The 20,800-nt window shown below is 63.2% G+C and carries 19 protein-coding genes; 12 read left to right on the forward strand and 7 right to left on the reverse strand.

What is annotated here, in order from left to right:
- Positions 1-411: 411 nt before the first annotated feature.
- Positions 412-966 (forward strand): LysM peptidoglycan-binding domain-containing protein, encoded by a 555-nt coding sequence (locus tag QM716_RS13385; protein WP_283304582.1) that lies wholly within the window; start codon positions 412-414, stop codon positions 964-966.
- A gap of 36 nt (positions 967-1,002) precedes the next feature.
- On the opposite strand, the gene QM716_RS13390 is transcribed toward QM716_RS13385, so the two are convergent.
- Positions 1,003-1,734, reverse strand: coding sequence for a TetR/AcrR family transcriptional regulator (locus QM716_RS13390; protein ID WP_283304583.1), 732 nt, complete (start codon positions 1,732-1,734; stop codon positions 1,003-1,005).
- 197 nt (positions 1,735-1,931) lie between these two features.
- Between QM716_RS13390 and QM716_RS13395 the strand changes: the two genes are divergently transcribed.
- From QM716_RS13395 to QM716_RS13415, 5 genes are all read left to right on the forward strand, one after another.
- Positions 1,932-3,491, forward strand: a complete 1,560-nt coding sequence (locus tag QM716_RS13395) for an amino acid permease (RefSeq protein ID WP_283304584.1) — start codon at positions 1,932-1,934, stop codon at positions 3,489-3,491.
- A 2-nt stretch (positions 3,492-3,493) separates the two neighbouring features.
- Positions 3,494-4,327, forward strand: coding sequence for an urea amidolyase associated protein UAAP1 (locus QM716_RS13400; RefSeq protein WP_283304585.1), 834 nt, complete (start codon positions 3,494-3,496; stop codon positions 4,325-4,327).
- On the forward strand, positions 4,324-4,977 hold the full coding sequence (locus QM716_RS13405) for an urea amidolyase associated protein UAAP2 (protein ID WP_283304586.1): 654 nt from the start codon (positions 4,324-4,326) through the stop codon (positions 4,975-4,977). Before QM716_RS13400 ends, QM716_RS13405 begins: the two co-directional genes overlap by 4 nt.
- Complete coding sequence (locus QM716_RS13410) at positions 4,974-6,956, forward strand: 5-oxoprolinase/urea amidolyase family protein (protein WP_283304587.1); 1,983 nt, start codon at positions 4,974-4,976, stop codon at positions 6,954-6,956. Before QM716_RS13405 ends, QM716_RS13410 begins: the two co-directional genes overlap by 4 nt.
- 148 nt (positions 6,957-7,104) lie before the next feature.
- Positions 7,105-7,470, forward strand: a complete 366-nt coding sequence (locus QM716_RS13415; RefSeq protein WP_283304588.1) for a cupin domain-containing protein — start codon at positions 7,105-7,107, stop codon at positions 7,468-7,470.
- On the opposite strand, the gene QM716_RS13420 is transcribed toward QM716_RS13415, so the two are convergent.
- Genes QM716_RS13420 through QM716_RS13435 form a run of 4 tightly spaced genes read right to left on the reverse strand, consistent with a single transcriptional unit; the run spans position 7,436 to position 11,045 of the window.
- A complete protein-coding gene (locus QM716_RS13420) occupies positions 7,436-8,230 on the reverse strand; it encodes a Fic/DOC family protein (RefSeq protein ID WP_283304589.1) in 795 nt (264 codons plus the stop codon). The genes QM716_RS13415 and QM716_RS13420 overlap by 35 nt on opposite strands.
- The gene (locus QM716_RS13425; RefSeq protein ID WP_283304590.1) at positions 8,227-9,660 is read right to left on the reverse strand and encodes a putative nucleotidyltransferase substrate binding domain-containing protein; all 1,434 of its coding nucleotides are present in this window, start codon (positions 9,658-9,660) and stop codon (positions 8,227-8,229) included. The genes QM716_RS13420 and QM716_RS13425 overlap by 4 nt, the downstream gene beginning before the upstream one ends.
- A gap of 50 nt (positions 9,661-9,710) precedes the next feature.
- Positions 9,711-10,610: a DUF5995 family protein gene (locus tag QM716_RS13430; protein WP_283304831.1), complete on the reverse strand. Its 900-nt coding sequence runs from the start codon at positions 10,608-10,610 to the stop codon at positions 9,711-9,713.
- 54 nt (positions 10,611-10,664) lie between these two features.
- On the reverse strand, positions 10,665-11,045 hold the full coding sequence (locus QM716_RS13435; protein WP_283304591.1) for a RidA family protein: 381 nt from the start codon (positions 11,043-11,045) through the stop codon (positions 10,665-10,667).
- A gap of 98 nt (positions 11,046-11,143) precedes the next feature.
- Here QM716_RS13435 and QM716_RS13440 point away from each other — a divergent pair, with 98 nt between their 5' ends.
- Genes QM716_RS13440 through QM716_RS13455 form a run of 4 tightly spaced genes read left to right on the forward strand, consistent with a single transcriptional unit; the run spans position 11,144 to position 16,890 of the window.
- A complete protein-coding gene (locus tag QM716_RS13440; RefSeq protein ID WP_283304592.1) occupies positions 11,144-12,181 on the forward strand; it encodes an Rv2578c family radical SAM protein in 1,038 nt (345 codons plus the stop codon).
- Positions 12,182-12,219: 38 nt separating this feature from the next.
- Entirely contained in the window at positions 12,220-13,644 is a 1,425-nt protein-coding gene (locus QM716_RS13445) for a 3' terminal RNA ribose 2'-O-methyltransferase Hen1 (protein WP_283304832.1), read from the forward strand.
- The gene (locus QM716_RS13450; RefSeq protein WP_283304593.1) at positions 13,641-16,184 is read left to right on the forward strand and encodes a polynucleotide kinase-phosphatase; all 2,544 of its coding nucleotides are present in this window, start codon (positions 13,641-13,643) and stop codon (positions 16,182-16,184) included. The genes QM716_RS13445 and QM716_RS13450 overlap by 4 nt, the downstream gene beginning before the upstream one ends.
- Positions 16,185-16,221: 37 nt before the next feature.
- Positions 16,222-16,890, forward strand: coding sequence for a class I SAM-dependent methyltransferase (locus QM716_RS13455; RefSeq protein WP_283304594.1), 669 nt, complete (start codon positions 16,222-16,224; stop codon positions 16,888-16,890).
- On the opposite strand, the gene QM716_RS13460 is transcribed toward QM716_RS13455, so the two are convergent.
- Positions 16,851-18,080 (reverse strand): MFS transporter, encoded by a 1,230-nt coding sequence (locus tag QM716_RS13460; RefSeq protein ID WP_283304595.1) that lies wholly within the window; start codon positions 18,078-18,080, stop codon positions 16,851-16,853. The two genes, QM716_RS13455 and QM716_RS13460, sit on opposite strands and share 40 nt — an antisense overlap.
- A 70-nt stretch (positions 18,081-18,150) precedes the next feature.
- Between QM716_RS13460 and QM716_RS13465 the strand changes: the two genes are divergently transcribed.
- Both QM716_RS13465 and QM716_RS13470 read left to right on the forward strand, forming a co-directional pair.
- The gene (locus QM716_RS13465; RefSeq protein ID WP_283304596.1) at positions 18,151-19,206 is read left to right on the forward strand and encodes a substrate-binding domain-containing protein; all 1,056 of its coding nucleotides are present in this window, start codon (positions 18,151-18,153) and stop codon (positions 19,204-19,206) included.
- Positions 19,173-19,826 carry a hypothetical protein gene (locus QM716_RS13470; RefSeq protein WP_283304597.1) on the forward strand — a complete coding sequence of 218 codons (654 nt, stop codon included), beginning with the start codon at positions 19,173-19,175 and terminating at the stop codon, positions 19,824-19,826. Before QM716_RS13465 ends, QM716_RS13470 begins: the two co-directional genes overlap by 34 nt.
- Positions 19,827-19,979: 153 nt before the next feature.
- Here QM716_RS13470 and QM716_RS13475 read toward each other — a convergent pair whose 3' ends face one another.
- Entirely contained in the window at positions 19,980-20,708 is a 729-nt protein-coding gene (locus tag QM716_RS13475; RefSeq protein ID WP_283304598.1) for an HD domain-containing protein, read from the reverse strand.
- Between the last annotated feature and the right edge of the window lie 92 nt (positions 20,709-20,800).

The raw sequence follows: 20,800 nt of genomic DNA on the forward strand, positions 1-20,800 counted from the left end.
TTGCCAGAGCTCTCTTAACATCCCTACAAGTCTGTTCGGTGGTCCGACACGGCCGATTTCGGTGCGGTCGGTCACAAAATTGCAGTGACGGTTGCCACATAACGGACGGATAACGATCGGTATGGTTGAAGCTCGAATCAACCAGTTGACCTGTGGCTATTGATCGATTTTTCGCAGAATCTGGTACGGCAGTGCTGGAAAACTGCCCCGTGACCAATCCGTGACCATCGCCTACGGTCGTTGACAGCCCGAAACTACCGGGCAAACACCGACCCGCAACTGCGTGCTTCTGCCCCGCGGGTCCGGTACTCCCGAAACCTTCGCGGGGCAGGAGTGAAACAGGCGAGTCGATCGACGAGACGTGAAAGCGTCCGGCCGACCTCGTCCGCGGTGGCGGAGAGGATTTACCCAATGACCAGCATCACCTTCAAGCGCGCCCTCGGCGCAGTTGCAACCGCAGGCGCAGTCGTCGCGATCCCGCTCGCCATGAGCACCGGCACCGCGTCGGCAGCCGGCCACGACTGGTCCGGAGTCGCCAACTGCGAGTCCTCCGGTAACTGGGCCGCCAACACCGGCAACGGCTTCTACGGCGGACTGCAGTTCACGCAGAGCACCTGGAACGCATTCGGCGGATCCGGCAACGCTGCCAACGCCAGCCAGTCCGAGCAGATCCGTGTCGCCGAGAACGTTCTCGCAGGCCAGGGCGTCGGCGCATGGCCCGTCTGCGGTCAGTACCTGACTACCGGCACCACCGCAGGCAACTACGAGGCGGCGGCAGCTCCCGTCACCGCTGAGGCTTCCGTCGAGTCGGCTCCGGCAGCAAGCACCGGAAGCGGCAACTACGTGGTCAAGGCAGGTGACACCCTTTCGAAGATCGCTGCTGCACACGGCATCTCGATCGAGAACCTCGCCAGCCAGGTTCCGAACATCAACCTGATCTTCCCGGGGCAGTCCCTCTCGGTCTAGTCTCGTGGCCGCTGAGGCCTGATTGCGTCGAAGCCGCTAAGGCTTCATTGCGTCGAAATTGTCCGGAGCTGATGCAGCCCCGGACAATTTCGGCGTTTCTGCGTTCGAAATGAGCTCTGCCGCTTCCGTATGGAGGGAAGCAAGATCCTGGTGCCACCCCAGAATGTGCAGCGCCGACCCGGCGATGACGGCGGCGTCGGGGATCGGCGTTCCTTCGAGCGCGTCGGCTCGCGCGCTGATCACGCTTTCGACCAGGCGAAACGGAAGCTCGGCCAGTTGTGTCGATGCCGGATCGCCAATCGCGCCGAGCACTGCCTGGGCGAGTGCCCGGTATTGCTCGCGAAGCTGGTCGCGATCGGCCCGGAACGACATGAACCTGTCGCTTCCCAGTTCCGGCAAGAGGTAGAGGACGCCGAGGTTCCACCGTCCGGTGATCAGTTGCGCCGCGTCGATGTACGAAAGCGCGTACAGCTTCACCGCGGGTGAGGTGTCGAGAAGCCTGAGATTCTCCGCGAAATCGAGCGCCGGAGTCACGGTGTCGGTGAGTAGAGCAACCAGGATGTCGTCCTTGGTGGCGAAATGGTTGTACAGAGACGCCTGACGCATCCCGACTGCTTCGGCGATGTGGCGCGTCGACGTCGCGGCGAAGCCTCGGGTGGTGAACAGTTCCGCGGCAGCATCCAAGATCTCTGCACGGGCGGTCCCACCCGGGCGTCGACGAGCGGTCAGGCGGGGTCGTCCGGGGCCGGCGTTGGTCACGCCTTCCATAGTGGCAGGCCGAGGCCTTACATGCGGGGTGGCCGTCGCTGTGAGCATTCGGTCACGTGCTCGAAACGTACTCAACGAGCCTGTTACAGAATCTGGCGAATCGTATACGCGGGCGTCACCTGCGGCGAGTGGATTTCGCGAAAACTATCAATCGACAGTTATTCGCCTCTGAATCGCTTCGCCGAAGGAGTACGCCGTTGAGTGCAACCACCCCGGCTGCGCAGTCCACGACCGCATCTTCGCCTGCCACTTCGCCTCACGACGACGGTGACCTCGCGGAGTTCGGCTACGAGCAGCAGCTGCATCGATCGCTGGGAAAGTTCGCGTCGTTTGCCGCGGGCTTCTCCTTTGTTTCCATCCTGACCACGATCTTCCAACTGTTCGGCCTCGGTTTCGGTTTCGCGGGTCCGGCGTTTTTCTGGACCTGGCCCGTCGTATTCATCGGTCAGTTCATGGTTGCTCTCAACTTCGCGGAACTTGCTGCCAGATATCCGATTTCGGGCGCCATCTACCAGTGGTCTCGGCGGATGGGTGGTGAAATCGTCGGCTGGTTCGCCGGTTGGTTCATGATTCTCGCTCAGATCGTCACCGCGTCGGCCGCCGCGATCGCCTTGCAGGTCGTGCTCCCCAATGTGTGGAGCGGGTTCCAGATCATCGGCGAGGACAGCGCACTCACCTCCTCGAGCGGCGCTGCCAATGCCGTGCTGCTCGGTTCGGTACTTCTAGTTCTCACCACCTTCATCAACTGCATCGGCGTCAACTGGATGTCGCGTATCAACAACATCGGTGTGACCTGCGAAATCATCGGTGTCATCGCTGTGGTCGGGATGTTCTTCACCCACGCTCAGCGCGGACCGGACGTCGTCTTCGACACCGGCAGTGCCGGGGGCCAACCCGGATACGCCTGGGCGTGGATCATGTCCGGACTGATGGCCGCTTACGTCATGGTCGGCTTCGGTTCGGCAGGGGAACTGGCCGAGGAGACCCGCAATCCCCGCCGCGTTGCACCTCGCACGATCCGTCTTGCCCTGTCTGCGTCCGCACTCGGTGGCGGTTTGATGATCCTCGGCGCGTTGATGGCGGCGCCCTCGCTCACCGACGGACGCCTGGCCACGGAAGGTTTGCCGTACGTACTGACGTCTATCCTGAGTTCGCCGTGGGGCACTGTGCTGCTGATCGACGTCTCGATCGCAGTGTTCGTGTGCACCTTGGCAATTCAGACCGCTGCATCACGGCTCATGTTTTCCATGGCCCGCGACGGGCGTTTACCGGCCTCGCCGATTCTGGCAAAGGTGAACCCCCGCACCGGAACACCTATCGCACCGTCCATCCTCATCGGCCTGATCTGCATTGCCGTTCTGGCCGTCAACGTGGGCAACTCGGCAATTTTCGCGACCCTGTCCAGCGTATGCATCATCTTGATCTACTTGGCCTACCTCATGGTGACCGTGCCGCTGTTGGTTCAGCGGCTCAAGGGATGGCCGCGCACTGCTGCCGGCCCCAAGTTCGATGCAGAGGGTGAAAAGCTGTTCTCCCTCGGTATCTGGGGAGTGCCGGTCAATATCGCGGCGGTGGTGTACGGCGCGCTGATGGTGATCAATCTGTCCTGGCCGCGGGCCGAGATCTTCAATCCCACCGGCGAATATCCCATCCTGCAGTGGGCTGCCCCCATCACGATTGCGCTGGTGGTCGGGCTTGGAGTCGCCTGCTTCCCGCGCGGCCGCGCCACCCCGAATCCCGTCACGATCGGAGCCTGACCATGACTACCCAGACCACCGCCGGCGCCCGCGAGCATGCCCGGTCCCAAGCCGGAACGATCACCGATTCCATGCCCGTATTGCCTGCAACGCGTTGGCCGAACCCACCCGAGGACGTCGCCCCGGGGCGTCTGACCTGGGCTGAGACGGTGCCGGGTGGGCGATACACGACGAAGGTTCTCGCCCGTGGCACCCGATTGCGACTTCGCGACGTCGTTGGCAGCGCCTGCGCAAATGTCTTGCTCTACCGCGCCGATGCTCCCTGGGAGCGGCTCAACGTCGCCGATACCGTCAAGGTTCCGTGGCAGGCATATCTCGGCGTCGGGCACCCATTGCTCTCCGATCAGGGGCGAGTACTCGCGACCGTCGTCGCAGACACGTCGGGTCACCACGACGCGTTCTGTGGAACTACATCGCGCGCCACCAACGAGGCGAAATACGGTCAGGGCTCGTTGCACAGTGCCTCACCCGCCGGACGCGAACTTTTCACCGTGGCTGCCGCGAAGAACGGACTCGGGCCGCAGGACATAGCGCCTCCGTTGTCGTTCTTCCACGGTGTGCGCGTCGAGGCCGACGGCGCTCTCACCAGCACCGGATCCGCCGGAGCAGGTGCAACGGTTGACCTTGTGATCCACCTGCCCGTCATCGTGATCATTGCCAACACCGCGCACCCACTCGACCCGGCGCCGGAGTTTCCCACCACGTCCCTCGAAGTGCTCGCGTGGAACGCGGCCGACGAACTCGGCGGCCTTGTCGATCGCGGGCCGGAATACCAACGCGCAGTGCTCAATACCGAAGACGCCTGGACGGCTTCGAACCTGGAGGAGATCGTATGACCACCACCTTGGATGTCCCTGCCCTCGTTCCCGGAACGGTGATCCTCGACGAGATCGCTGACGCGTTCGGGCCGTGGTCAGCGCTCGTTCGTGCCGGTGACGTCCTGACCATCGTCGATCTGCATGGAAATCAAGCCGTCGACACACTCGTTTACGCCGGCGACGATCACAGCGTTCGGTATTCGGCAGCAGCGACGGTCTCAGCCCAGCAGAATCTGTTTCTGACCACGGGCTCCGTGCTCCGCAGCGACGACGGAACTCCGCTCATGACGCTTGTTGCGGACGAGGTCGGAAACCATGACACCGTCGGCGGCGCGTGCTCTCAGGAATCGAACACGCTGCGATACGGCCACCACACCAAGCATCAGCACGCGTGCGTCGAGAACTTCCTCGTAGAGGGCGCCAAATGGGGGCTCGGTAAGCGGGATCTGGTGTCCAACATCAACTTCTTCATGAACGTCCCGGTCGACCCCGACGGCACGCTCGGGATGGTCGACGGACTGTCAGCGCCAGGCAAGCGCCTCGCGTTGCGTGCCGAACGCGACGCCCTCGTCCTCGTGTCCAACTGCCCGCAGATCAACAACCCGTGCAACGGCTTCGATCCGACGGCCGTCCGCATGATCGTCACACGGCCGGGAGCAGACGAATGAACGCAAAACTGACCATCGTGCGTCCCGGAATGCTGACGACGGTTCAGGACTATCCGGGACGCGTCGGGTATTGGCAGATCGGAGTTCCGCCATCTGGCCCGATGGACGACCTGTCGTTTCGGTTGGGAAACACCGCACTCGGAAATCCTGAAGGCGCTCCGGGAATCGAATCCGCAATGGCTGGACCTGCGATGACGTTCGACGAAGACACCACAGTCTGCGTCACGGGCGCTCCGGTGTCGGTGACCGTCGACGGCGTCGCACACGGTCAGTGGCGACCCGTTTTCGTCCCCGCTGGAGCGGTGCTCGACGTCGGAACGGTCAGCGGTCCGGGACTGCGCATCTACGTACTCGTACAAGGCGGAATCGAGACCGACGACTATCTCGGCAGCGCCTCGACCTTCACCCTGGGCAGGTTTGGTGGACACGAAGGAAGGACCCTGCGGGCGGGAGACGTTCTCAAACTCGGACAGGCGACCGTGGCCGCGAGAGCTGTTCCGGCCGAGCATGTTCCGGCGATACACACGTGCTGGGAACTCGCGGTGACCGAGGGCCCGCACGGGGCGCCGGAGTTCTTCACCCGCTCCGACATCGACACGCTGTACGCGACCGAGTACGAGGTCCACTTCAACTCCGACCGCACCGGAGTCCGGTTGATCGGGCCGAAACCCGATTGGGCCCGAACCACCGGCGGCGAAGCGGGACTTCACCCGTCGAATATCCACGACAACGCGTACTCGATCGGTGCACTCGACTTCACCGGCGACACGCCTATCCTCCTCGGCCCCGACGGACCGAGCCTCGGTGGCTTCGTCTGCCCGATCACGGTCGTTTCCGCCGATCGATGGAAGCTCGGACAGTTGGCTCCCGGCAACAAGATTCGCTTCGTTCCGGTCCGTGCGGAACGGGCGGCATCGCGCCGTGACCTGGGAGTATCGCGTCGAGCGTCCAGTTCGGTTGTGCATTCCACCGGCGGTGACGGCGACGACGGCGTCATCGCCCGCCGCGACGGTGACACCCCGGTGACATATCGCCGCTCGGGTGACGACAACGTGTTGGTCGAATACGGCGACATGAATCTCGACCTGGCCCTGCGTGCGCGTGCACACGCACTACATCAGCGACTCGAACTCGAGAAGCCGGCCGGACTACTCGATCTCACACCGGGAATCCGCAGCCTGCAGGTCCGCGTCGACCCGGACGTACTGCCCGTCCACAAACTGATGGGAATGCTCGCCGAGGCGGAGGACACCTTGCCCGCGGCCAACGAACTCGTGGTGCCCAGTCGCACTGTGCGGATGCCACTTTCGTGGGACGACCCGGCAACGCGCGAAGCGATCCAGCGGTACATGCACGGAGTGCGTGCCGACGCGCCGTGGTGCCCGTGGAACATCGAGTTCATCCGCCGGATGAATGGTCTCGAATCCGTGAACGACGTGTTCGACACCGTCTTCGGCGCCGAGTACATGGTGCTCGGCCTCGGCGACGTCTACCTCGGGGCGCCGGTCGCGACCCCGCTCGACCCGCGTCATCGTCTGGTCACGACCAAGTACAACCCTGCCCGCACCTGGACCCCGGAAAACGCCGTCGGGATCGGTGGTGCCTATCTCTGCATCTACGGTATGGAAGGTCCGGGTGGGTACCAGTTCGTCGGACGTACGACGCAGGTGTGGAACCACCGCCACCCCGCGAAGTCGGGCCCGTTCGAGGAGGGCACTCCCTGGCTACTGCGATTCTTCGACCGGATCTCCTGGTATCCCGTCGAGCCGGAAGAGTTGATGGATCTGCGTGCGGACACCGCCGCGGGCCGCGGCGGGGGAGTCGAAATCGAGGACGGAAGTTTCTCCCTCGCCGAGCATCAGGAGTTCCTGGCGTCGAACTCGCGCTCGATCGAGGAGTTCCGCGCGATGCAGTCCGTCGCGTTCGGCGCGGAGCGTCAGCGATGGTCGGATGCGGGGGAGTTCTCGCTGCCCGGTTGATGGTCGACGAGTGAGCACCGTTTTCTCCGAGTGAGAACTGCATCCAGCGTGTCGGAGGCGGTGCTCGCTCAACAGAAAAGGTGTTCAGTCCGCACCGGCGGACATCTCAGGCCGTTGCGCTGGTCGACGACGTGGGCCACACTCAGCCATGCGATTCGTGACCCTGCCCACAGGGAGCTTGGACGCCGACGAGTACGGCAGCCGGAACATCACCATGATGCAGCTCGCCCGTTCGGTGAACGGTGGAGAATTCAGGAGTCACTTCGCGTGGTGTCGGCCGAACAGCCTGTTGGGGAAGCACTCTGCGAACCTCTGGCAGTTGTTCGTCGTCGTGGACGGCTCGGGTTGGGTAGCCGAGGCCGACGGACGACGGGTCTCGATGGAGTCAGGCGATGCAGTGTTGTGGAGCCCGGGGGAGATTCACGAGTCCGGTTCGGACGAGGGGATGCTTGTGGTGATCGTGCAAAGCAGTTCTCCCCCTACAGGGCTCCCCGGCGAGTCAGCGCGCGATTGAACAGATCGATGAACGGGCGCGGCGACGGGGTTCCGGAGGGCCGGAAAGGCGCAGAATCTCTCGATGCCGATACCCATTCGGATCCGCTCACCCCCGACAGGTCGAGCTGATACCGGGTATCGGCGGCGAGTCGATGCAGGAAGAGGGTCCCGGTTCGGCCGTTTCCTTCCCGAAACGGATGGGCATGATTGAGCGTCGAGTACACCGACGCGAGCGCGAACGACGTAGCGCCACGATCGAGCGTGGCCCAGTCGACGGCGGCGATGATCTCTTCGACCTCGGACAGGTAGTTCCGGATCGCGGAAACCGGAGCAAAGGTGGCCGCGCCCTTCTTGATGTCGACGGTTCTGATGTGGCCGGCCCACTGGTACAGGTCTTGGAAAACATGCTGGTGAAGGAGGAGAAGTTCGACAGTGTCGCCTGTGTGTGGCACCAGGTCGTCTCCGAGATGTGCCTCGCCCAGGCGCAGTGCAGTCGCCGCAAATTCCAGCGACTGCAATGCCGCGGGATCTCGTACGTCGAAGTTGTTCTTGAGTACCGACGTACCGCGATAGACGTACGGCGCTGACCTTCGCCAGCGGACCCGCGGTTGAATCGCTGACGAGAGGCCGACAGCCCGCGCCAATTCCTGCTCGAAATACTCACGCCGAGAAAGCATCCCGATCAGGACGGCTTCGAGTTCCGCGATCTGCTCATCGTTCGGATCCCAGCCTTCGAGCCGTTCCGCGGCCAGAACCTCTTCGAGCGCAGTGCGATTCACGGGTCGATGTCGGGTAACGCCGACGCGGACGCGGCGTACTCGAGGCGTCGCTGCACACCCGCGACCTCACGCACTGCGTTGCTCAGCAAGCTGCGGGAGAGCGGTGTGAGTTCGGAAATCACGACCTCGTCGGTTGGTGGCCTACCCGCGGAGAACTGATCGGTCTGGTGGCGGACGCGAATCTGCTGCAGCACCTCGAAAGACTCGATCAGCACCTGGGCGTCGTCGTCGAGAAGAAATCCGCTTCCCGCTGCGGCCTTGAGGCGTTCGAGTGTCGAACTCGTGCGGGCGCCCACGGAAATCCCCGCCCATCGAGCGATATTCACGATCGGTTGGACTGCGCTGGCTTTGAGGTCGACGGTTCCGGTCCGACGCGTCATCACGTCCTTGAATGAATGAAGTTTTGCCTTGTCGCCGACCGCTTCGCGAAGTAGTACACGCATCACGGCCGGATGCAGTCGGAGTTGATCCAACGCTGCAGGGCGGGGATCCAGCGCCGGGTCGCCCGCGACGACGCGGGCATCCGCCAGCATCGACAACATGACCAGCGCTTGGTCCTGGTACGGATTGGAGACCCATTTCCGCAGCGCAGTGCGCCATTGTGGCAGCGTTCGAGCAAACCTGGCCTGGGTAGCGACGGCGTTCTTGGTGTCTCGCGGGAACCCACAGAGATCGAGGATGTCGTGGATGCGCTTCGCGGCGTCGGCACCCTCGTGATGGGATTCGCCGCCCCACACCAGCGCGCTGTCGATATCCGAAGACGGGAGCGCTTCACGCCGCGCGACGCTGCCGAGCGAAAGCCACGCGAAATCCGGCCGTTCGTCGCCGCCAACCACCAACTCTATGGCTCGCCTGACTGTGACGTCGATCAGCACGGCGAGCGTGGCGCCGATGTCGAGCGGTGAGACCCGCGACGCCACCAACTCGGTCACCAGAACCGGTACGGCACGGGCCGTTTCGATGAGGTGCGCGTCGTCTTCCGCCGTGGCGAGTGCTGCTCGCAGTTCGAAACCCTGATTGGTGGCCGAAGTCAGGAGGTCACTGAGTTCGAGCACACCCATCAACGTGCCTGCCTCGGTCACGACCGGGAGGTGGCGCAATCCGTACTCGAGCATGTCGGTCACGGCGTCGGCGCCCAGTCGATCAGGGTCGACTGTCACCGCAGACGGCGTCATCACCGTCGAAACCGGCTGATTGCTGTCGACTCCACCGACTACCACACGAGCTCGCAAGTCACCTTCGGTGAAGATTCCGAAACCTGTTGTATCCGTAGGGATCACAACAGCACGGCGGCCCGCGTCGGTCATCAACTTGGCGGCCTCACGGATGGTGGCCTGTTCGCCGCAGACAATTGCGGGCCCGCGCAACAGGTCTCGTACCCGGCGCATGGCGGGACTCTGCATGCCTTGCCCCGCCGAGTGCCCCGTCATGGGGTCATTGTCTCAGGTGTGTCCGTTTCAGGTCGGCAGAGGGTGAGAAGTCACAGACCGCCGAGTCGTGCGAGTACGTCGAGAGCCGAATCCGTGGTGCGCCAGAGTGCGTCGATCTCCTGCTCGGCGCCGGGGCGGGTCTGCGGATTCTGGAGGGCGAACCCGTTGGCAAGTGTGATGGTGTTGTATCCGCTGTCGGCTGCGCGGAGCAGCAGTTCCGAGGGCTGCGAGTTTCCGGCCAATCGGTCGAGTCCTTCGCCGACGAAGTAGAACCGCCAGAGCGGCCCGAGGTCTGCGTCGTACTCGGCCTCGGTGAGGGTCACGATCGAACCACCCTTGACGGCAATGGAATCGACGATCTTGTAGAAATCGGGAACATCCTCCGCAGTGGTTCCGGAGGTGGCGACGGCATGAGCGAGGTCGACGGTGAGGTGCGCGTTGTAGCCGGCCATGGCGACCCGCGCGGGACTGGCGTCGCACTGACGCGTCAGAGTGAAATAGTTGCTCCACGCTGGGTCGGTGGGGGTACCCGTGAACTCCGCGTGGACGTTCACCAGGTACCTGCGCAGCAATTCATAGCTGACCGAATGGGCCCACTCGTCATTGTCGAAAGCTGCGGGATCTCGCTGCAGCGGCATCACCGCCTCGTGCTCGACAGCGTCGAGGCCGATGGAGAACAGGCCCCGCCAATCGTGGTGTGAGACGAGGATCGACGTGATCTCCCGATGACGTTCGACAGCGGTCTCGAGGCGAAGTAGTCCGCCGCCGTTCAGCGTCGTGACGTCGCTGAGTTCGGCAATCCTGTCCACCTCGGCATTGCTCAGCGGGCTGCCGCACGCCGTCGAAAGACTCTCGCCCGGTTCTGCGAGTGCAGAGCCGGGCGAGAGGAAGGCGGGCGAGAGGAATGCGGCGGTGATGCCCAGCGCGAGCGTCAATGGATACAGCCGCATCGGTTTCATCGGCTCAGACTAGGCGCCCACTGTCGCAAACGTCCGGATTGGCGATCAGCTGAGGACCGCGTCGGCCTCGATCTCGATGAGCAGAGCGGGGTCGATCAGCGAGCTGACCTCGAGGATGGTGGTGGCGGGACGAATTTCGCCGAACACTTCGCCGTGGGCGAGAGCAGCCTGCTCCCACTGCGTCATGTCGCGAAGGTACATGCGAGTGCGGATGACGTCGCCGAGAGAGGCGCCGGCCTCGGCAAGTGCTGCCTTGATCGTTTCGAGCGCTGTGCGTGTCTGATCGGTGAGGGTTTCACCAGGAGCGGTGGTGCCGGAGACTGCGATCTGGTTACCGATGCGCACGGCGCGGGAGTAACCGATCTTCGGTTCCCATTCGGAACCGGACGAAATGTTGATTCTGTTCGGCGTGCTTGTGTTCGACATGGCTCGAATTCTGCCAACAACTTCCCGGCCGTGGTGAGGCACGGTCGGGTATTCGCTCCATCTTGACATAGCTTAGAACAAGTGTTCGACTTGGGGCCATGAGGTGGTCGGGTCAGGCATTGGATGCAGATGACGGAGCGCTACCCGGACTGGAACGGGCCGGCTTGGTTCGCTCCGTGCAGACTCCGGAGTTCGAGGGAATCACGTTTCACGAGGTGCTCTGCAAGAGCGCGCTCAACAAGATGCCCGAAGAGTCGACGTTGCCGTTCAGCTTCACCGTCAACGCTTTTCGTGGGTGCTCACACGCATGCCGATATTGTTTTGCGAGACCGAGTCACGAGTATCTCGACCTCGACGCCGGTGCGGATTTCGACTCCCAGGTGGTTGTGAAGACGAACATCGCCGCGGTGCTCCGCAAAGAGTTGGCGCGAAAGTCCTGGAAACGGGAAGCGGTTGCACTGGGCACCAATACCGATCCCTATCAGCGAGCCGAGGGGCGATACCGCTTGATGCCCGGCATCATTCGCGCGTTGACCGAATCGGGAACTCCCTTCTCGATCCTGACGAAGGGAACTCTGCTCCGACGGGATCTGCCTCTGTTGAAGATGGCGGCGGCGCAGGTCGACGTCGGAATCGGGGTGTCGTTGGCGATCAACGACGCAGCACTTCAGAAGCAGATCGAGCCTGGCACCCCGTCGCCGCGGGCGCGCCTCGAGATGATCCGCGCTATCACCGACGCTGGATTCGCCTGCAATGTGATGGTGGCGCCGGTCATTCCGTTCCTCACCGATTCCACCAGTCACCTCGACGGTCTGTTCGAGGCACTGTCCGAGGCGGGTGCGACGAGTGTGACGGTCTTCCCGATGCACCTGCGCGGCAGTACTCGGGGCTGGTTCATGAATTGGCTTGCTCAGGAACACCCGGCACTCATCCGCCGCTACCGAGAGCTGTACGGGCGGGGTGCGTATGTCACTCCCGAATACAAGCGTTGGCTCGCAAATCGGGTCGAGCCACTGGTCGAGCGTCATGGGTTGGGTGGTCGTTCGGAGCATCGAGACGTCAATGCATCTGGCAAGCAATCGCGCGAGGCGCCGCGTGAACTGGTGGGTGCGGGAGCAGCTCTTACCTTGTTCTGACTGCTGCGGGGCGCGTAAATCGGAGGCGCTCCGGACGTCTGCCAGGCTACATTCGCCTGGTGCTATTGACTTTGACGTCCATCCCGTCCTCACGCACTCCTGATGCGACTGCGTTGAGCTACCTGCTGCACAAACATCCCGACCGAGTGCAAACTTTCGACTTGGCGATCGGCACCGCCACGGTTCTGTACCCGGAAGCCTCGGCCGAAAAAACAACTGTGGCAGTAATTGTGGATGTCGATCCCATCGAGCTGGTCCAGAGTAGGTACCGGCGCGGAAAGAGTGGTGACAACTTTTCGCTGGGGGAGTACGTCAACGACCGACCGTATGCGGCGTCGTCGATACTCTCGGTTGCTCTGTCGAAGCTGTTCCGTACCGCGTTGACGGGAACGTGCAAGTCGCATCCGGAACTCGTCGAGGCAGAACTCGCGTTGACGGTGTCGATTCCGGTGGTTCCGTGCGGCGGCGATGCCGACTTGCCGGGCCGTCTGTTCGAGCCGCTGGGGTGGGATGTGACAGCGACTCCGGTGCAACTTGATCCGCACCTGCCGAATTGGGGAAACTCCGACTTCGTGTCGCTGACACTCACCGGGGAACACACCGTGCAGAGTGCCCTTCGGCACCTCTACGTGCTGTTGCCGGTACTCGACGACGTGAAGCACTACTGGGTGGGACCGGACGAGGCAGACAAGTTGATCCGTGTCGCCGGAGAGTGGTTGGTTTCGCATCCGGATTCCGCGCTGATCATGTCCCGCTACCTGGCTCGTCGACGTGACCTGGTCGAATCGGTAGTCGACCGATTGATTCCCGAACAAGCGGAGGTGCAGATCGAACTGCCGCGCCCGGATCCGCCGCTCGCACGGCTTCGCGTCGACGCAGTTTCGGCGACGCTACAGCGACTACATGCTCGAACAATTGTCGACATCGGTTGCGGCGAAGGGAAACTGATCGAGGCGCTGATGCCCCACGCACAATTCGACAAACTTGTCGGCGTAGATGTGAGCGCGCGCGAACTGACGCGGGCGCAGCGGAGATTGAAGTTCACCGAAATGTCCGACGTCCAACGTGAACGTGTGTCTTTGATGCAGTCGTCCGCGACTTACCGCGACGCACGGTTGAAAGGCTTCGACGCAGCCGTGCTGATGGAGGTGGTCGAGCATGTCGACGCGGCGCGCCTGCCGGCATTGGTCAGATCGGTCTTCGTGGACGCAGCGCCGCAGTATGTGCTGCTGACTACTCCGAATGCCGACTACAACGTGCTGTATCCGGCGTTGGCGGAGGGAGAGTTCAGGCACCCGGATCACAGGTTCGAGTTTTCCCGAACCCAATTCGGCGACTGGGCAACCGAAACAGCCCGAGCCCATGGCTATTCCGTGGAGTTCGAATTTGTCGGAACAATCGATCCGGTCCTCGGCGGGCCGACGCAGTTGGCGATCTTCACGAAGGAGGCACGAACGTCATGACGGTGTACGAGATTCCAGACCTCGCTCTTGTGGTAATCATCGGCGTCAGTGGCTCGGGGAAGTCGACCTTTGCTGCGCGTCACTTCGGTGAGTACGAAACTCTTTCGAGTGACACCTTCAGAGGGTGGGTCAGTGACGATCCGAATTCGCAGGAATCGACGTCCGACGCTTTCGAAGTGCTGGAGTTCGTCGTAGCCAAGCGTCTTCGACGCGGACGTCTCACGGTGATTGACGCGACCAACGTTCAGCCCGCCGCGCGCAAGCGGCTCGTTTCGTTGGCTCGCGATCACGACGTACTGCCGGTTGCGGTTGTGCTCGACGTTCCGGAATCGGTCTGTGCTGCACGTAACGAGGCTCGCGCTGATCGGACGTTCGGACGCGATGTCATTCGCCGCCAGCACCAGCAGTTGACTCGTTCGCTTCGCGGGTTGGGTAAGGAAGGTTTCCGTTCGGTTCACGTCCTCAGAGGCGCGGACGCGGTTTCCGAAGCCGAGTTCTCGCGTCACCCGCTCCGCAGCGATCTGCGCGTCGAGCGTGGCCCGTTCGACGTCATCGGCGATATCCACGGATGTCGAAGTGAGCTCGAGACGCTGCTCGCGAAACTCGGCTACACCGTCGACTACGGAACGGATGGCGGCGCTGTCGATGCCGTGCCGCCGGAAGGGCGAACTGCCGTCTTCCTCGGAGACTACGTCGATCGGGGACCGGATTCGGTCGGTGTGCTGCGTCTGGTGATGGGGATGGTCGCGGCGGGACATGCGATAGCGGTTCCGGGTAACCACGAGAACAAACTCGTCAAAGCGCTGCGGGGCAAGAAGGTCACGGCGAGTCACGGACTGGCCGAGACGCTCGAGCAACTCGCCACCGAGACGGCGGAGTTCCGCGAAAGCGTCGTCGACTTCTGTGACGGGCTGGTGGCGCACCTCGTCCTGGACGACGGCAAACTCGTCGTCGCGCACGCCGGTCTCAAGGAGGACTACCACAACAGGGCGTCCGGACGAGTGCGGAGCTTCGCGCTCTACGGTGAAACAACCGGTGAGACGGATGAATTCGGCTTGCCGGTTCGATACCCGTGGGCGCAGGACTACCGAGGATCTGCCATGGTCCTCTACGGCCATACCCCGGTACACGAGGTGGAATGGATCAACAGCACCGCCTGCCTCGACACCGGCTGTGTGTTCGGTGGATCTCTGACCGCACTTCGATACCCGGAGCGCGAGATCGTGTCGGTTCCGGCCGAGCAGGTTTGGTACGAGCCGATCGTGCCGCTGGCTCCGCCGACTCGCGATCCAGATGTGCTCGATCTCGCCGACGTCCTCGAAACGACCGGCGTCGACACTGAACTCCGCGGTCGAGTGTCCGTTCGCACCGATAACGCCGCCGGCGCCTTGGAAGTGATGAGTCGCTTCGCGGTCGCGCCGCAATGGCTTCGATACCTACCGCCGACCATGGCGCCGTGCGCGACGGCCCAATCCGACGACTATCTCGAACACCCGTCGACCGCGTTCGACGCATACCGGGCCGCCGGAATCGGAACGGTCATCTGCGAAGAGAAGCACATGGGTTCGCGGGCAGTGGTGCTCGTGTGCCGTGATCGATCGGTTGCTCGGTCCCGCTTCGACGCACCGGATGCGCTCACCGGCATGGTGCACACCCGCACCGGCCGCCAGTTCTTCGACGACGAGCTGACTCAGAAGTTGGTCGACGACATCGCCGCCGCAGTCACCTCCGCTGGGTTGTGGGAAGAGCTGGGCACCGACTGGCTGCTCCTCGACTGCGAACTGTTGCCATGGAACGTCAAAGCGGAAGGTCTGCTGCGCTCGCAGTACGCGTCGGTCGCGGCGGCGGGGCGAACTGACCTCGCCGCCCGTGAGGCAATGTTGGCGCAGGCAGGATCGAGGGGTCTGGACGTGGCGGAAATGTTCGAGCAGACATCGGTTCGGGCCGTGAGTATCGAGCGCTTCGGCGAGGCCTACCGACGGTACGTGTGGCCGACGAACGGGCTGGACGGAGTCACCATCGCTCCGTTTCAGGTCTTGGCGACCGAGGGCCAGTCGTACGGGGATCGGGATCACGAATGGCACCTCGGAATTGCGGACCGCCTGGCCTCGGCCGAGCCGAATCGATTTACCACCACACGTCGACTGGTGGTCGATCTCGGCTCCGAAGACTCGGTGTCGGAAGCGAAAAAATGGTGGGAGTCGCTCACCGGTGAGGGCGGTGAAGGGATGGTCGTCAAACCGCTGGCGAATCAGATTCACGGACCTCGCGGGTACAACGCGAAGGTTCAGCCGGGGATCAAGGTTCGCGGTCGTGAGTACCTGCGACTGATCTACGGCGCCGACTACCTCGAACCGTCGACGCTTGCTCGGCTACGCAATCGCAACCTCGGGCACAAGCAGTCGATGGCGCTGCGCGAGTACGCGCTCGGCATGGAGGCGGTATCCAGGCTCGTCGACCGCGAACCGTTATGGCGCGCACACCAGGCAGTGTTCGCGGTGTTGGCTCTCGAATCGGAGCCGGTCGACCCGCGATTGTGACGTCTGGCTCCGGAGGCGCGGATTGATACCGTCGGGTATGGGTGTGATTACTCGCTTGGACGGTTTCAACCGGCGCCATCCGTGGAGTCACAACGATCACTACGGTCGGTGGATTCTGCGCAATCTGGGCGGGATCAGGTCCGGGCGTGCCCTGGACGTGGGGTGCGGGACGGGCAATCTGATCGACCTCTTGCGCACGCGGTTCGACGTGGTGGTCGGTGTGGAACCCGACCCCACCACCTCGGCCGCCGTGCTCGCCAGGTTTGTCGATGACGAGAACGTGATCATCGAAGCGCGGCGAATCGAGGACTTCGCGTCCGTGGCGAAGTACGACGCGATCACGGTCGTAGCGGCGCTGCACCATCTTCCACTCGAAGAATCGATGAAACGCCTGAGCAGCCTGCTCGAACCAGGCGGTCGGCTCGTCGTAGTCGGGTGTTATCGATCGACGACAGTGACCGACGGACTCCTCTCGGTGTTGGCGGCCGTCTGCAATCCCGTCGTCGGCGTGGTCAAGCATCGACAGGCCGCGGTGGAGCAGCTGAAGTCGATGACAGCTCCCACCGCGGAAGCTGGTGAGTCGATGGCTGACGTCCGGCGCGCGGCCGCCCGGTATTTGCCAGGTAGCCGGATCAAGAGGCGACTGTTCTGGCGCTACACCCTGATCTACGACGCGAGGTTGGCTGCCGCGTCGGTGGGGGAGTGAGTAGACCGCTGTGGTTCGCGGGGAAATGCGTGTCGGCCGAACCCGACTATCACCAACGAACCGATCATGAGGGCGACCCCGATTCCCGCGAGATGCGAGATTCCACCACCGTCGACGACAGCGGCGCCGAGCAACGCGCCCGTCGCAATCGCGATCTGGAACACGACCACGTAAACGGCCGAGGCACGATCGGTCCCGATCGGGACGGCGCGCAGAACCGAGGACTGTAGGCAGATCGGAACGGTGGTGAACGCCGCGCCCCACAAGATCGTGGCGACAACTGCGAACGCTCCCATCGACGGCGCCAAGAGCCAGAAGATGGCCAGCGCGCCTGCCACCGTCGCGATCGAGATGAGCGTGAAGAGGCGCGGGCGGCGGTCGTAGTACTTTCCGGCGACCCACACTCCGACTGCGCCGGCGGCGCCGTAAACCAGAAGCATCGCGGTACGGATGCCACCGGACGAGCCAAGACTCTGCTCCACCAGAAGTGTGAAGAACGTGTACGACGCGAACTGCCCCAGGGCAGCAAACAGCGTCGCCGCGCAAATGACGGCGAGTGCCCCTCTCATCTCCGGTGTCGGCTTCGGCTTGTCTCGCTTGCTCCGATGGTGTTGATCGACCGGCATTTCGGGCAACGCACGATGCAGTGAGAAAGCGATGATCACTGCCACCACACCGATTGCCGCCGAGGCAGTCCGCCAACCCCAGGACTGGCCTATCGCCGAAGACAGGGGACCTCCGAGAACTAAAGCGAGAGACGTGCCGGCGTACACCATCGCGATGGCCTTGCCCTGCTGTCCGCGCGGAACCAGAGTCGCTGCGACCGGCGCAACCACTGCCCAGAACACGCCGTGCGTCGCAGCGCAGAGCAACCGCCCGATCACCAGCATCGGATAGTTGACGGCCAACGCCGCGACCAGTTGCGACACCGCGAGGGTGGCCACAGTCAAAACGACAACGCGTCGGCGCGGCCAGGATTTGACCGCAGAAATCAACGGAAGCGTCAAGACGGCGACACCGTATGCGTAGAAGGTCAGCAGAAGGCCGACACGCCCTTCGGTGACGTCGAGGTCTGACGATATTTCGCTGAGGAGTCCGATGGGGAGCATTTCAGCCGTCACGTAGGCGAAGGCTGCCCCGGCCAGGGTCATCAGCCGTAGCGTGGTTGCCTTCGGCAGTCGAGCGGTCATGCTGTGTAACGATACATGTATCGATACACACCAGCGCAATGGATATTCCGCACTCGCTATGCTGATGCGCATGGCCACACGTGCACAGCGTTCGAGTCGACCGACGATGGCCGACGTCGCCAAGGCCGCAGGCGTGTCGGTGATGTCGGTGTCGTACTCCTTCGCGCAGCCCGAGCGCGTGTCGGAATCAACACGGGCCAAGGTGTTCGCGGCGGCTGAAGAGCTCGGGTACTCGGGCCCGAACCGAGCGGCGCAGTCGTTGCGGAGCGGCAAGTTCAACAACATCGCAGTCGTCTTCAGCGAGAAGTTGACCTACGCCTTCGAAGACGCAGTAGCCCGGCGATTCCTGTCTGGGGTCGCCGACGCTTGCCTGGACGCGAATGCCGGATTGATGATGCTGCCGAACTCGGGGAAACCCGGAGACGTCGACAGAGTTCGCGACGCAGCGGTAGACGGTTTTGTCGTCTGGACGACAGTCTTCGACGACCCGATCCTCGACGCGATTGTCGGCACCGGAAAACCCGCGTGCATTCAAGGCGGGCCGGCGCACGAGGGTGTGGATCTCGTCGGGATGGACGATGTTGCCGGCGCGACCGCGATTGCGGCGGTCGGGTTGTCGGGGGCGCTGCGGCCCGCGGTGATCAGCCTTCCGTGGGATCGCGAGCGTCGGTCCGAGATCCGGATGGACGTGGATCCGGGTGAGGCGTTCTTCCCGGTTTCCCGCCATCGGCTGAGGGGCTACGAGCGCGCAGTTCGAGACGCCGGACTCGACTGGTCGTCGGTACGAGTCGGGGTTGTCACCGTCAACGAGCGGAGCGAGGGGGCGCGAATGGCTCGCTTACTGCTCGACGTTCCGGTGAGCCGAAGGCCCGATCTCGTCCTGGCGATGAGTGACGAACTGGCGTTGGGTGTTCTCGACGCGATCCGTGAACTCGGCTGCGCGCTGCCTGATGACGTCGCGGTCGTCGGATGGGACGACACAACAGCCGCATCGGACGCCGGGCTGACCACGGTTCGCCAGTCATTGTTCGATCAAGGACGCAATGCTGCGCGCGTGGTTCTCGGGTTGGACGATGCGGTGGAGCCGGTCGAGTGGTCGGTGCGTCGGCGAACTTCGACGCGATGATCACCCCGGTCGTCGTCGACGGTCTGCGTCTTCGGTGGTTTGTCCCTCCAGAATTGGGGGAGACCGTCCGTTGGGGACTCTCGTGGACTGTCGACAGCCCGCGCAGGTGGGCGGTTGCCGAGCCGGGGTGGGCGTTGCCCGCGGAAGTGCGCGTGAGTTCGAAACCGTTGATGTGGAGACTGCCTCGCGACGGCACTGATGTCCGGGAGCCGGAACAACCGGCGATCGGTCGCGCCGGTGCCCTGCAATTCATGTTCAACGCAGACCTGCCGGTGCCTTCTCGGATCGACGTCACGGGCGCATTGCATCTACTTGCCGGAACTTCTCGTGACGACCCGAATGCGCGTCAGGCGTGGATCGATTTCGACGAGGGTGCCGCTACGACCGGAGTAGTTCGACGCCTGCGGCTCATGTCGTTGGAGTCCGACATGCTGCCGGACCCGAAGTTTCCGCACGGCACAGATTGGGGTTGGGCTTCGAGGCAGTTCGTGCGCGGCTCCGAGCGCTTCTACGAGTTGGCCCGTGCACCTCGTGCGTTGCGCTCGTATCAGCTGACCGATCGTGAATGGGGACCGCGGCGCGAGGACTTCTTGCTGGTCGACCTCGAGACGGCTGCTTGATCGCTGGGACCTGACACCGTTTTCATTCAGTGCACACAGGCTCCAGCTGACTGGAAACAGTGTCTGCTCGACGAAACCGGTGCCAAGTGCTGTGGCTAGCGCTCGCTGCCGGCCACTGCAAGATGTTCGACGCCTTCCTTGGACTGGACGTAGTTAGCGGCTCTTCCAATCCAGGGGATTGGTTCGCAACGGCGGAGCCATTCCCGATCTCCAGAGCGTCGCCGCGCGAGAGAGCCGGCGGAGCTCGACCTCGCGCCGCATCGACTGTGCGAACTCGTCGGTGAACCCTGTTCGTGGGTACTCCGCGATTGCTGCATGAACAGCTGCTCGCGGTACTTCGGGCGCACGTCGACCGGCAACGTCAAAATGTGCTGCGGCGTGCAGCAGATAGGCGTCGGCGCCCACATCGCGATCGACAGTCAGATCCATGTGCAGACGGATCGCTTCGCCGATTCGCTTTATCGATCTCTCCGAGGCACCCACTCGGGTCGTGAGTTCTTCCGCGTCTGCGGCGCTGATGTAGGTGAAACACCCGTGCTCGGCCGATCCCTCTGCACCCAATCCGACATCGTGAAGGGCGCACGCGGTGAAGAGATCTTCTGGGTCGTACTCGATCGCATCGATCTGCGCGAAGACGTCGGCCCAGATCCAGCAGCGCAAGCTGTGGTTCAAGACCGCGGGGGAGAGGGAGCCTTTGGCATGATCGAGCGCTTCGCTGCACAGCTTGGTGTCGGGGAGTGGGCGTTTGCGCAGCGCGAGTGTCCCAGTGGGGTAGTGGCCGAGCCGGAGTCGGAGCATCGACGGAGTGCTCATGGCCTGCGCAGCAGCCGCGCGGGCGATGAGTTGCATCTGCTCGAAGGTGGTCAGCTCACCGGGGCGCATCGAATTCCTGTCTGAGGTCGGGGACAGCTGGATACGAATCTAGTTGCCAGGTCCGATTCTTCGTGAAGGACCCACATCTGTCAACGACGGAA

It is taken from the genome of Rhodococcus sp. IEGM 1409 (assembly GCF_030056735.1).
Lineage (GTDB): Bacteria > Actinomycetota > Actinomycetes > Mycobacteriales > Mycobacteriaceae > Rhodococcus_F.

Bases quoted from the DNA above. Each gene is read 5' to 3' on its own strand.
- QM716_RS13410 (WP_283304587.1), top strand. From the start codon at position 4,974: ATGAACGCAAAACTGACCATCGTGCGTCCCGGAATGCTGACGACGGTT.
- QM716_RS13415 (WP_283304588.1), top strand. From the start codon at position 7,105: ATGCGATTCGTGACCCTGCCCACAGGGAGCTTGGACGCCGACGAGTAC.
- QM716_RS13475 (WP_283304598.1), bottom strand. From the start codon at position 20,708: ATGCGCCCCGGTGAGCTGACCACCTTCGAGCAGATGCAACTCATCGCC.
- QM716_RS13440 (WP_283304592.1), top strand. From the start codon at position 11,144: ATGAGGTGGTCGGGTCAGGCATTGGATGCAGATGACGGAGCGCTACCC.
- QM716_RS13450 (WP_283304593.1), top strand. From the start codon at position 13,641: ATGACGGTGTACGAGATTCCAGACCTCGCTCTTGTGGTAATCATCGGC.
- QM716_RS13430 (WP_283304831.1), bottom strand. From the start codon at position 10,610: ATGCGGCTGTATCCATTGACGCTCGCGCTGGGCATCACCGCCGCATTC.
- QM716_RS13405 (WP_283304586.1), top strand. From the start codon at position 4,324: ATGACCACCACCTTGGATGTCCCTGCCCTCGTTCCCGGAACGGTGATC.
- QM716_RS13390 (WP_283304583.1), bottom strand. From the start codon at position 1,734: ATGGAAGGCGTGACCAACGCCGGCCCCGGACGACCCCGCCTGACCGCT.
- QM716_RS13465 (WP_283304596.1), top strand. From the start codon at position 18,151: ATGGCCACACGTGCACAGCGTTCGAGTCGACCGACGATGGCCGACGTC.
- QM716_RS13460 (WP_283304595.1), bottom strand. From the start codon at position 18,080: ATGACCGCTCGACTGCCGAAGGCAACCACGCTACGGCTGATGACCCTG.
- QM716_RS13400 (WP_283304585.1), top strand. From the start codon at position 3,494: ATGACTACCCAGACCACCGCCGGCGCCCGCGAGCATGCCCGGTCCCAA.
- QM716_RS13385 (WP_283304582.1), top strand. From the start codon at position 412: ATGACCAGCATCACCTTCAAGCGCGCCCTCGGCGCAGTTGCAACCGCA.
- QM716_RS13435 (WP_283304591.1), bottom strand. From the start codon at position 11,045: ATGTCGAACACAAGCACGCCGAACAGAATCAACATTTCGTCCGGTTCC.
- QM716_RS13455 (WP_283304594.1), top strand. From the start codon at position 16,222: ATGGGTGTGATTACTCGCTTGGACGGTTTCAACCGGCGCCATCCGTGG.
- QM716_RS13425 (WP_283304590.1), bottom strand. From the start codon at position 9,660: ATGACGGGGCACTCGGCGGGGCAAGGCATGCAGAGTCCCGCCATGCGC.